Raw genomic sequence first — 12,548 nt, 5'->3', positions numbered from 1 at the left:
CAGAACCAAACGATGATAAAGAACTACTTCCTTATTCATAGGTTAGTAGTTCTTACAAACTCAATAGTTGAGTTTGTTCATTTGAATTGTTTTCCAAATTTTGTCGAATCGTGAGTGTTTGCCCAACTTGCATTGTTTGCAGAAATTGGAATACCAATTTCTCTATGTTGGGTCCCTTCTGCCGATAATCCTGCTTTTGGGACGCCGTTAATCGGTTTCCCAGAGCAAAAAGCTTTATATCTCAACCTCTTAATTTTGTGTCAAAAAGGTAGTCACCTTTAATCCACATTAAATGTACATTATGTTAAATTCTAAAGAAAGATTAATTCTAAGATGTATCACAAAATAATAATAAACAATAAATAGAACTTAATGCTATAACATCCAGTGAAAGTTATTGTCATGCTTCATTTAATTTGTTATCACTTCGGGGGGAGTATTTCAAATTAATGATTATAAAAATCGCTACTTAAAAATTGATGCTTCATCATACTTTAATTTTCAGAAGATGTGATTTCTCAGGATGCCACCCTATTTCTATATTGGTCAAAATCAGCTGCATGTTCTAGTTGATATATCTTAAAGATTTCAAACCAATGTCATTATGCCTTTACACATAGAGTTTATGTGTGATGAAGAAATAAGGATTGTATGCGTTAAATCTCGATGTTTATTCTTATTTTAAGTTGATTATTTATTCACTAAATATGGCGTATGTGATTCTGTGTTGTCTCTCTCTTTTGTTGTTATATCTAAGATGTGAATATAACGTACATTTAAAACCACAGATTAACAATCCAAGATTTAAATGTTTTAAATTTCTTTTGGATTGAAATCTATTATTATTATCCACTAAATATTTCATTCTCACTCTATTGAAAATTTCCAAATACTCTTTACTACATTTCTAAATTTCCATTTGTATTGCAAACAACACAAAATTGACTACGTTTTCACAAAAATTGCTATAATAACTTTTATTTTTAACTATTACTATTTGAATGAAAATCTATTATAATAACTATTATTATTCAATCGCATATTAAATGACTTAGACTATGAATATTCTCATATATATTCAATTTGAACAATTTATAAGTGATTATTATATTTTAATACTAAAAAACTAAGAGGAGTCACATCACATAACATGTCATGCCATTTATCCCTATTCACTCAACATCAAACGCAGCCATGTCGTAATATTAATCAAATCATCATATTATTTTCATTAAGTCATGAATTAAGGATTAAAATTAACGGTGAACTTAAAGATTTAGATGCTCATATTGCAATTATTAATCATGGTGATATATATGAAATAAAAAATGCGACACATTTAGTTCAATTAAATATACCTATTTTTTATTTCTACATAGAAGATACGTCGTTTTTTGAATGTTACTTTGATAGACATTTATTGCAATCAAGTGATTACATCAAAACGCTATTACTTCAATTATTACAACAAGATTCAAAAGACCATAAAGACCAACAAGTCTGCTCTAAAATCATACAAACCTTATATAAAGAAGCAGTAATAAAATTAGAAGGCAATTATATACCTAACATTGCAGTAAATTCTCCTTTATTTGCAAATTGTCTTCAATTTCTAGATGAACAATTGACTCAGCCAATTTCTTTAAAGGATGTTGCTCATAATAGTAGTATTTCTGAATCTTATTGTTCTAATTTATTTAATCGATATTTGAATATGAATTTTAAAGACTACTTTACAAGTCTAAAATTATGTCATTCTATTAATCTACTTATGACCTCTCATTTATCAATCAACGCTATATCCGAAACATCTGGTTTTACTAGTCATACCAATTTTACTAATCAATTTAAAAACTATTTACAATTTAGCCCTAAACAATATCGTACTTATATCAATCAAATTGATACTATGCCACATTTAAACATTGTTGATTACGATAATGAGGCATTTTTACCACTCATAGAAAACTTTAATTTTAATGATCAAATAACTACAGAAATTACGAAAATTGACTTAGAACATTTTGATCCTAAAGATCATTCAAAAGCTTCCAAAGCATTTATCCGACTTGATAATTTCAATGAATTATTTCACTTCACCTTCAATGACTATTTCGATATAGACTTTTCATTTTTACCTGAACCGGTCATACTTATCAACGATATAAAGGATTTAACAACGAATCAAATCAATTATCATTTATTATATAGATGCTTTGATAAATTATTCGAACGACATATCGGCTTGGCAATGACCATTAAATCCAAAGAGGATTTTAAGGCAGTTAATCATTTCGTCTTGATGTTTTTACAAGGTCATACAGACTATCAATTAAATAAAAAGACAGTCAAACTGATGCTCATTTTTGATTCAGCAACAATGACCATACATGATATTCATCTATGTCATTTAAAAATTAGAAATAAAAATAGAGATATCAAATATGGTGTGACTATAGATGGATTATTGCATCAAGAACAAACGTTAGATAAAACATATGATATTTTAAGAAGACTCAATTTTGATTATTATTTAATAGATATTGAAAATATAGAAACGACATTATCCTTGATTAACAAAAGGAAAACATATAATCATACAACCACTCATTTTGATAATTATAAGCAATTTATCATGGATTCTGGTATAGACTCCACACGCTTTGTGTATGATTATTTATCATTAAAATGTTTCAAATATACTAACAACGGTACACATCCATTACAACTCGCCGACTTAGTGTGTCATATTATTGCGCTATTACGCTATGGTGGTGGCATTAGTTACCAATTGATTGCAACGGGGTCAATTTATATTTCTCTATTTAATGAATTCGGTAATGCACTTCCCCTCATTCATATTTATAAAATGGCACATGCATTTGTGAATGAACCTATTCAAATTTCTAATAATTACATCATGAGCCGAAAAGATGGTAATTATCATTTTATTTTATTTAATAAAATCAATGATCGATATTTATCTGATACACAACTAGAATTCATATTTAAAAATCATTTAAAAGCAAATTCATTAATTACTATCCAAACGTTGAATAATGAACATGGCACTATTGATAATTTATTACCGAAGAGTAGACAACAACTGTTTCTTGATAAGGAGATGGTTGAACAACTAGAACGTTCGAATCACCCAAAAACTGAATTGTCACTCCTAGAACACGATAATCAAGATATCAAGTTGATTTTAAAACACGATGAAGTGAAGTATGTTTGTATTAAACCTAATTAATGATTTAAATATAGCTAAAGTTTAACAATGGTCATTTAAGGATATAGTTGTCACTAAGGAGATGATTATATTGGATAATCAAAAAGCAACAGAAGCGATTGAAAAAGTATTAGATCATTCTAAAGTCGGTGTATTATCTACTGCTTTTAATAATAAACCTAATAGTAGATATATGGTGTTTTATAATGATGAATTAACGCTTTATACTAAGACAAATATCAACTCAATTAAAGTTGAAGAGATTGAAGATAATCCTTATGCCTATATTTTATTAGGTTATAATGAGACTACTAATCATAGCTTTGTTGAAATTGATGCAACGATTGAAGTTGTTAAAGATCAAAAAGTCATTGATTGGTTATGGGAAACACAGGACAAATCATTCTTTGATTCTAATAAAGACCCTGAATTATGTGTGTTAAAAGTTATTCCTAAGTCTATCAAACTAATGAATGACAAAGATTTAGATACACCTTTCACAATTGAATTATAATGATATAGCGAGTATAGAACACAACTCCAAAATCATAGCACAAAGGCGATTAAAAAATATAAATCATCTTTGTGCTTTTTTATATTTAATATCACATTTACACATGTAATTGAATAAATGCCACTTAACTAAATGATAGAGGAGCTTATGTATAAAAACATTTACGTGACTCAACTTGTACGACCAATGGATCGTCCAATACTAATCCGTAAAATTAATCCTTTCAGATATATTTTTTGTTAATTAATGACAAATGCGTATATTTTATGAATTTTCCAATTAATAATAAACACTTATATTTTGAATTTAATTGCAAATTACTCTAATTTTCTGTATAAATGAAATAGAAAACAACAATACTAAAGGAGAATATATAATGAAGAGTAAAAAAGGACTAGGTTTTGGTCTTATCGCAATTATGCTTATTGTATGTATTGTTTTAGTTGTCGCAATGATGGCTGGCGGCAAAAAAGAAACATACTATGGTGTTATGAAAAATGATACTACAATAGATAAAATGATTAGTGAAAAAGACGAAAAAATTGAAAAGAACATTAAACTTCCATCAGATGCAAAAGTATCTGTTAAAAAAGAAGATTTTGTTATGATTACTAAGAACGAAAAAACTGGCAAAATTGCTAAAGTGAAAAAAGTAGATCATGACGATGTACCACATGGATTAATGACTCAAATCCATGATATGGGACATATGCATATGTAATATAAAAAGGAAGCAAGTCATCAATGGCTTGCTTCCTTTTTATTTGTATATATTGCTCGTATTCACATAATTCCAACCATTAAAAATGGAAGTACTTTTAAGGGTCACAGTAGCTTTCGCTACTGCGTAAGAGGGTGAAGAACAGAAATTTTATATTTCGTCGTTCTTCACCGGCACAAGATGACTAGGTTTGTTACAAGCATCGCGTAGTAACTTACCAGTCATCCACTGCCTCTAACCATTAAAAATGGAAGTGCTTTTAAGGTTCACAGTAGCTTTCGCTACTGCGTAAGAAGTACTAACCATTAAAAATGGAAGTACTTCTTTAAATGCATAAGAGCCCCTAATCGCTAATGCGATTTTCTCCTCTTCGGTTCGCCTTAGCTTGCGCTAATGCATAAGAGCCCCTAATCGCTAAAGCGATAAGGGGCTCTAAAAATGTCAGATTTATTATTTTATAGTGATTTTAAATACTCTTGGCCTTGTTTCTTATCATATAAGTTTTCCCATTTTGCGATAACTACAGTTGATAAAGCGTTACCCATAACGTTAACGACTGTACGTACCATGTCTAATAAACGGTCAACTCCTATAATTAATGCAAGTCCTTGAGCTGGTAATCCCATTGCACCTAATGTTGTTAATAAAACAACGATTGAAGTACCTGGAACTGCTGCCATACCTTTTGATGTAAGCATTAATGTTAACATTAACACAATTTGTTCTGTTAACGTTAAATGCATACCATACATTTGTGCGACGAATAAAGCAGCGATTGATTGGTACAATGCTGAACCGTCTAGGTTAAATGTATATCCAATTGGTATAACAAATGATGTAATTTCTTTTGGTGAACCAAATTTTTCCATCTTTTTCATCATTACTGGTAATACAGCTTCTGAGCTTGATGTTGAGAAAGCTAAAAGAATTTCACTTTTTAGTATTTTCATAATAGAGAAAATACTTATGCCACACATTCTTGCTACAATTCCTAATACTACAACTACAAAGAATACCATCGCGAAGACGACAACTAATACAAGTTTAAGTAGAGGAAGTAAAGCTGATGCACCAAATGTAATAATGGTTGTACAAATAAATGCAAAGACACCTAATGGTGCTAATTTTAAAATTTTGTTAATCATCCAGAATACTGCTTCTAATGTACCACTTAAGAAAGATTTAACAGGTTCTGCTTTTTCACCGATGGCAGCTAAGCCTAAACCGAAGAATACAGCAAAGAAGATAATTGGTAATAATTCTCCTTTAGTTAAAGCTTCAAAAAAGTTTGTAGGTACAATGTTTACAATGGTATCAATAAAATGATTACCGTATGTAGATTGTTCTGCAGCGTGTGCAGATGATTGATATTTAGAAATATCGCCCTTTGGTAGTTTGGATGGATCAAGTCCAGAACCTGGTTTGAACAAGTTACCAAAAATAATCCCAAGACCAATAGCGATTGTTGTTATAATCTCAAAGTAAAGTATTGTTTTCCATCCATAGCGACCTACAGTTTTCGACTCCCCTACGTTCGAAATAGATAACGCTAAAGAACAGAACACAACTGGAATAACGATCATTTTAATTAAGTTTAAAAAGACGTCTCCAAATGGCTTTATGTAGTTAGCCGCTTCTTCATTTCCATATAATATAAGTCCAACGACAACACCTAGAACCAACGCAATTAATACTTGCACTGGAAGACTAATTTTTCTCTTGAATAGAGCCATATTGCAAACTCCCCTTCATCTGACATCACTTAATTATATCAGATAACTTAAAAATAGCTATAATTTTTTAAATAACAAATACAAATAATTGTGTTGAAATTTCTAAATATTTGTGAAACCAGAGTATTTTACTACGGTTACTTTTACCATTTTTATTGTTTTAATCACAATTCTAACTACATATTAAACTTACACAATAAGAAAAAAAGGTTACCGATTTTTTAAATCGATAACCTAAAAATATTTTGACTAATTTGAGGGCTTATAATTTTTATTAAAGTAATTATGTTTAGCACTCTTTAGACTTTTCTTAGTTTCAGTATCAAAACCTTCTGCAAAGATACCTTTATTTGTACTTATAGGTTGTATCACGTAAGTTACTTTAGGCTCATCTTTAAAAATAACTTCCTTATAATACACACCTTTTTTAGCACTATATAATGTTTCTTCTTTTTTTATCTTATCTTTTAGATGATGTTCTTTAAAATAACTATCGACCATTTCAATATTTTTATGGCCTTGATATGTTTTAAGTGCGAAGAAAAATGCAAATGCTAAAACTAACGAAATGATTAATATAATAATAATTCTAATTAATTTCTGTTTCCTACTCATTTTATAGACTCCTTTTGCCTTATCTTAATTAGTATGAACGAAAAGCATACATTTTTAAAGTCTTATAAAACTTTTGTAACAAAATATTCTTATCTGAATTTTGTACTTAAACGCTTGTCTATACGTTATTATAAATATTGTCTAACATCATCAAGTGGCAAACGTACTGATTCATGCGCTTCTTGCGCCCCTTTACCTACTGCAATAGCTACAACAGGTACAAAACGATCACTATCTAAACCTAAAACGTCTGCAATATTAGCTTTATCAAATCCACCGATTGGATTCGTATCATAGCCATGAGATTTAGCTACAAGCATAAATTGCATCGCCATTAAACTACTATCAATATTTACGATATCTTTCATGCCTTCTCTTGATAGCCCTTTATAATGAGGAAGCACCCAACTTAACATTTTATCTTTAATCTCTTCAGTCATATGTTTTTTACTTACTGCATCACCATAAATTTGTTCAGCTTTTTCATAATTTTTTAAATCACCAAAAACAATAATCATCGCAGAAGATGTGTTCACTTGTCTTGAGTTCATCCCAAATGATGGTAAGATTTTCTCTTTACCTTCTTCAGAATCCACTACCATTAATCTCCATGGTTGCATATTTACGGATGATGGTGCTTTCGTTGCTTTTTGAATCATTTCATCCATTTCTTCGTGACTAATTATATATTCGGTATCAAATACTTTTACAGATTTTCTTCCTTTTAATACATCATCAAATTTTGAGATTCTTTCCATAAAGTTCTCCTCTTTCTAAATAAGTCGTTTGATATTACAAAACAATTAAGTTTTATTATAATTTTGTAATTTTTAAATGAAAAGCAATTTGCCTATATCACTTAGAACGGCACTTGACAAGTCATACACTTCATAATATTGTTAGCTTAACAAGGAGTGATTTAATGTATGTAGAAAATAGTTATTTAAGCAAACAATTATGCTTTTTATTCTATGTTTCATCTAAAGAAATTATCAAAAAGTATTCTAGTTATTTAAAGGAATACGAACTCACGTACACTGGTTATATAGTGCTAATGGCGATTGAAGAAGATGAGAAACTTAACATCAAAACTTTAGGTGATAGAGTTTTCTTAGATTCAGGCACTTTAACACCATTACTAAAAAAATTAGAAAAGAAAAATTACGTCGTTCGAACTCGTGAAGAAAAAGATGAAAGAAACCTTCAAATTTCACTGACTGATCATGGTAAAAGTATTAAAAAACCATTATCTGAAGTGTCACTAAAAGTATTTGGCGAATTTGATATCGACGTTAACGAAGCGAAAGAATTAATCAACCATCTTCAAATGTTTGTTTCTAAAAACTTTGATAAATCCACAGAAAAGTAATACTTCTATAGAGAAAAAGACAAAAGTAAACTTTCCCTCAACATTCATATCTTTCTTTTATACATGTAAATCCAAGTTATGTGAACAAATGTTTCATATTGTAAGCTTTTGTCTGTATTCTCTAGAACTAATAATCACTCCATAAATCCTTTTTACTTTACCTCACCCTAAACAGTACATATAATGAATCTACAATTAAATATGATTCAAATTTAGTTAATTAAAAGGAGCGAATCGTATGCCTAGTAATGACTTCTTTAACAATGCATTTTTAAAAAATGACCCTACTGATATGTTTAGAGATTTAGGTAAGCAAGTGTTTAATCAGTTTTCCTCACAAGCATTTCCCGCCAACCTATATAATGAAAGTGATCATTATTTAATAGAAGCTGAACTTGCAGGCGTAAAAAAGGAAAATATATCATTAACTTTTGATCATCATACATTAACGATTAAAGCTAATAAGTTTCTAGAACCTCATCATGGACAAGCGCAATTGAATGAACGTTCTAACGGAGAACTTGTCCGTCGATTTGAATTTGAGGATGTAGATAAAGATTTAATCAAAGCAACATTTGAGGATGGCGTCTTAAATATACGCTTACCTAAACAACAACACGATTCTGAAGACGCAACAACTATATCTATATTATAAATCAAAAAATAACACCCTCGTCACGGTATAACCAAGATGAGGGTGTTATATATTTATGCTTCTTTTTTATTTAAATGAACCATTGTGATTAATGCGATGAGTCCGAAAATAGCTAAAAAGATAAATGCTAAATGACTTGAACCTGTTACCCCTGTAACATAAGTGATTACTAATGGTGGGAAAAAGCCGCCTAGTCCCCCCATCATTGATACAATACCATTCGCTGATCCAGCTTCTTTCGCGAAATATGATGGTACTAATTTAAAAATAAGACCATTACCAATACCTGCACACACACTTATCATTAAACATCCTATGGTAAATAATGCGATGTGATTAGAGAAACCTAAAATCAATGCACCTGTAATCATAATGATAAAATCTACCATTAGAACCTTAACTGCATTTAGTTTATCACCTAATATGCCTCCGACTGGTCTCAGGAAGGTCGCTAAAGCAATAAATATACCTGAACGAATGCCTGCATCAACTTTATCTATACCAAAATGTTGCACCAGATAGTTTGGCAAAAATAGTCCAAAAGCTACAAACGCACCAAATGTAATAAAGTACCAAAGACTTGTATAGTATAGTTTATAATTTTTAAATAAGATTTTCATTTGAGATATTAGCGGTACTTTTACTTTAGGCTCATGGTTATCTCCAAATATAAACATTAATACTGCAAATATAGCAATAATAATTAAATAACTTCTAACTGTTGTTTGCCAACCAATAATCCCTGCAATTGGCGGTGCTAAAAATGATGAAATCGCTGTCCCAATGTTTCCCATACCATAAATACCATTCGCTAATCCTACTTTATCTTTTGGGAAATATTTTGGAATTGATGTAACACCTACTGAGAATATAGCACCACCCACACCAAGAAAGAATCCAGATAACATCATCATTTTTGGTGATTGTGCTTGCCCTAAAAAGTAAATGGGAAATAAAAGCACTATAAAACTACAGAAAAATACCCATTTGGCTCCAATAATATTAGTTAAATATCCAAAAGGAACACGTAATATTGATCCCAAAATGACTGGTATTGCTAAAATAATGGATAGTTGTCCAGCTGAAATTTTAATGTCTTGAGAAATAAATGGCATTAATGGAGAAATAATGCTCCATGCCATAAAACCAACTACTAAGCTAAGTGTTTGTAATGTGAGCTGAAATCCACCTTTTGTCTTGTCCATATTTTCACCCTCGTCGAATTCATTTATTTATTAGTACTATGCGGGTTTGACCTTCAATAACTCTATTAATGAACATAGAACTAATCTTAATTTGATTTTATCGACTTTGTGAAAAGTTGAACATTAGGATAATCCCTTATTCGACTATGTAATTCCCCTATTAAAAAGGATCACAGTAGCTTTCGCTACTGCGTAAGAAGTACTAACCATTGAAAATGGAAGTACTTCTTTAAATGCATAAGAGCCCCTAATCGCTAAAGCGATTTTTCTCTTCGGTTCGCCTTAGCTTGCGCTAATGCATAAGAGCCCCTAATCGCTAATGCGATAAGGGGCTCTGAAATTCTAGGAGTTTCTTTTTCATGGCGTATTCTACGAGTTCTGGTTTTGATTTTAATTCTAGTTTGTTCATAATGTGTGTTTTATGTGCTTCTACTGTTTTAACTGATACAAATAGTTTTTCTGCTATTTCTTTATTGCCATAGCCTTTTGCTATTAATGGCAATATCTCTAATTCTCGTTTGGATAACACTTTGAATGGATCTGATGTATCTGTATATTCCTGATTACTACTATTCACAAATTCATTCACTAATGAGGTGGTCAATTTCATATCAACATATGTCTCACCATTATAAACTGTTCTAATAGCAAGCAATAGTTGTTCATCAGGTGCGTTTTTCAAAATATAACCTTTCGCACCGTTCCTCAATACATGAAATAAATACTCTTCATCATCATACATTGTTAAGATTAAAATCTTTGTTTCAGGAAAACTTTCATGAATTTTACTCGTTGCGATAAGCCCTGATTCACCTGGTGGCATACTTAAATCCATTAATAGTACATCAGGTTTAAAATCCAAAACTTTTTGATAGGCCTCTACACCATCAGCAGCGGTAGCAACTACTTCCATATCCTCTTGATAGTTCAATATCATAGAGAAACCGGTTCTAACAACTGCATGATCATCGGCAATAACTATTTTCAACATTATTCCCCCAAAAATTAATTTACAGTGGTACTTCTAAAGTAATAATCGTTCCTTTACCTATATGCGTCTCAATATTTAAATTCCCTCCAACAAGTTCGGATCGCTCTTTCATTCCATATAACCCTAGTCCAGATCCTCTCGGTTTGGAAGACGGATCAAATCCTTGTCCTCTATCAATAATTTCAGCGATTAACGTCAGTTCATTTTGTTGAATAGTGACTTCTACTTCACTAACACCAGCATATTTTAAAGCATTATAAACAGCCTCTTGCACAACTCGATACACGACGGTTTCCACCTCGCTATCAAAGCGATGATTAACGATATTAGAAACATAATTAATTTGCATACCATAATTTTCTTCGAATTGTTTAAAATAAGATTTAAATGCTGCCTCTAATCCTAAATCATCTAAAGATGCAGGACGCAATTCAACTGATAGATGTCTGACATCGTCAACGAGTTGTGACATTAAACCTTCAATATTTTTAACATCATTCAATATTTTCTCTTTATCTTGTTGATATTTTAACAAACGTAATTGAACATCAATATTCAACATTTCTTGAATAACACTATCATGTAGTTCTCTAGATATACGCTTACGTTCATTTTCTTGCGCGAATATTGTTTTTCTCATCATTCGGCGTTGATTCATTTTTTCTTGTCGTTCAATTTGAGGTGCAACATCTTGCAATGTAAATGCATTAATACCTTTAACCGGATCTATGGTTTGATAAGAAGCTGTAAATGGTGCGATTTTTCTGTTTTTTGTTTTCATAAATACTTGGAATTGTGAATGATGAGGTTGTGCTACATCTAAAAAGCAATCTCTACATGACTGTACGTCATACTCATTCGTGTAACCTTCGCATCGTCTACAAATCGCATTCGTCATTGCACTATAATTTTCTTCTTCCGAAATAACTTCTTTAGCTGCTTCATTCATTGCTATAATCTTTCCGCTATTATTCACAAAAACAATCTTTTCATTTGTGCTTTCAAAGTAACGTCTTAGCAACACTTCAAGTTGTTCATTATTAACCGTCAAGTTAATCACCTAAATTTCTTCATTAAATATGCCTAATTGTTTATAAATATCTATATCATACACATTAATTGGTAATGGCTTATGATTTCTTTGGCCAAACAACATAACCCCATACACCTGTTGTTGATACCAAAGTGGAATAGCTATGACCGCCGTTAAATTTTCACTTAATAATATAGGAAACTTCACCTTTTCATCAGGTGTTAAGGCCATATCTACATTAGCAATGATCATTCTCTTTCCCGTTTTCATCACATTACCAGCTAGACCTCGACCTTTACGTAATATAATCAATTTATATCTATCATTATTGTTACCTGATACATATTGCCATTTTATAGGTGAATAGGTGCTCGCTGATTCATAAAAAGCTAACGCCGCAAAATCAAAACCTTGTTCTAATCTAATTCTATCAATATTTTCTTGAAAACTTTGGCTTTCGAACATTGAATCTGGCATCAT

At 30.8% G+C, this 12,548-nt stretch carries 13 protein-coding genes; 5 read left to right on the top strand and 8 right to left on the bottom strand.

Annotated features, from left to right (window positions below; genetic code table 11):
• Window positions 1–77: 77 nt before the first annotated feature.
• A complete protein-coding gene (locus AC2D8K_RS07870) occupies window positions 78–245 on the bottom strand; it encodes a hypothetical protein (protein WP_157748009.1) in 168 nt (55 codons plus the stop codon).
• A 905-nt stretch (window positions 246–1,150) separates the two neighbouring features.
• On the opposite strand from AC2D8K_RS07870, the gene rsp reads away from it, so the two are divergent.
• From rsp to AC2D8K_RS07855, 3 genes are all read left to right on the top strand, one after another.
• Complete coding sequence (gene rsp, locus AC2D8K_RS07865) at window positions 1,151–3,253, top strand: AraC family transcriptional regulator Rsp (RefSeq protein ID WP_206140833.1); 2,103 nt, start codon at window positions 1,151–1,153, stop codon at window positions 3,251–3,253.
• 70 nt (window positions 3,254–3,323) lie between these two features.
• Window positions 3,324–3,746 carry a pyridoxamine 5'-phosphate oxidase family protein gene (locus AC2D8K_RS07860; protein WP_002452442.1) on the top strand — a complete coding sequence of 141 codons (423 nt, stop codon included), beginning with the start codon at window positions 3,324–3,326 and terminating at the stop codon, window positions 3,744–3,746.
• 376 nt (window positions 3,747–4,122) lie between these two features.
• Window positions 4,123–4,467, top strand: a complete 345-nt coding sequence (locus AC2D8K_RS07855) for a DUF4889 domain-containing protein (protein WP_002452443.1) — start codon at window positions 4,123–4,125, stop codon at window positions 4,465–4,467.
• Window positions 4,468–4,922: 455 nt separating this feature from the next.
• Here the strand turns inward: AC2D8K_RS07855 and AC2D8K_RS07850 are convergent, their stop codons facing one another.
• The 3 genes from AC2D8K_RS07850 to AC2D8K_RS07840 form a co-directional block, all read right to left on the bottom strand.
• Entirely contained in the window at window positions 4,923–6,200 is a 1,278-nt protein-coding gene (locus AC2D8K_RS07850; RefSeq protein WP_002452444.1) for a cation:dicarboxylate symporter family transporter, read from the bottom strand.
• A 249-nt stretch (window positions 6,201–6,449) separates the two neighbouring features.
• Complete coding sequence (locus AC2D8K_RS07845; protein ID WP_002450326.1) at window positions 6,450–6,815, bottom strand: DUF3139 domain-containing protein; 366 nt, start codon at window positions 6,813–6,815, stop codon at window positions 6,450–6,452.
• Window positions 6,816–6,943: 128 nt separating this feature from the next.
• Entirely contained in the window at window positions 6,944–7,573 is a 630-nt protein-coding gene (locus AC2D8K_RS07840) for a nitroreductase family protein (protein WP_002450327.1), read from the bottom strand.
• Between the two features lie 164 nt (window positions 7,574–7,737).
• Here AC2D8K_RS07840 and AC2D8K_RS07835 point away from each other — a divergent pair, with 164 nt between their 5' ends.
• Together AC2D8K_RS07835 and AC2D8K_RS07830 are read left to right on the top strand one after the other, a co-directional pair.
• A complete protein-coding gene (locus AC2D8K_RS07835; RefSeq protein ID WP_002450328.1) occupies window positions 7,738–8,184 on the top strand; it encodes a MarR family winged helix-turn-helix transcriptional regulator in 447 nt (148 codons plus the stop codon).
• 238 nt (window positions 8,185–8,422) lie between these two features.
• The gene (locus tag AC2D8K_RS07830) at window positions 8,423–8,839 is read left to right on the top strand and encodes an Hsp20/alpha crystallin family protein (RefSeq protein WP_002450329.1); all 417 of its coding nucleotides are present in this window, start codon (window positions 8,423–8,425) and stop codon (window positions 8,837–8,839) included.
• A gap of 53 nt (window positions 8,840–8,892) precedes the next feature.
• Here the strand turns inward: AC2D8K_RS07830 and AC2D8K_RS07825 are convergent, their stop codons facing one another.
• The 4 genes from AC2D8K_RS07825 to nreA form a co-directional block, all read right to left on the bottom strand.
• A complete protein-coding gene (locus AC2D8K_RS07825; RefSeq protein WP_002450330.1) occupies window positions 8,893–10,044 on the bottom strand; it encodes a nitrate/nitrite transporter in 1,152 nt (383 codons plus the stop codon).
• 316 nt (window positions 10,045–10,360) lie between these two features.
• Window positions 10,361–11,032, bottom strand: a complete 672-nt coding sequence (gene nreC / locus AC2D8K_RS07820; protein ID WP_484698405.1) for a nitrate respiration regulation response regulator NreC — start codon at window positions 11,030–11,032, stop codon at window positions 10,361–10,363.
• A 22-nt stretch (window positions 11,033–11,054) separates the two neighbouring features.
• On the bottom strand, window positions 11,055–12,086 hold the full coding sequence (gene nreB, locus AC2D8K_RS07815) for a nitrate respiration regulation sensor histidine kinase NreB (protein ID WP_484698403.1): 1,032 nt from the start codon (window positions 12,084–12,086) through the stop codon (window positions 11,055–11,057).
• 9 nt (window positions 12,087–12,095) lie between these two features.
• Window positions 12,096–12,548, bottom strand: a complete 453-nt coding sequence (gene nreA / locus AC2D8K_RS07810) for a nitrate respiration regulation accessory nitrate sensor NreA (protein ID WP_002450334.1) — start codon at window positions 12,546–12,548, stop codon at window positions 12,096–12,098.

It is taken from the genome of Staphylococcus sp. 510 (assembly GCF_057219715.1).
Note: the sequence above shows the minus strand (reverse complement) of the source record. Positions and strands in the feature narration are given on the sequence as shown.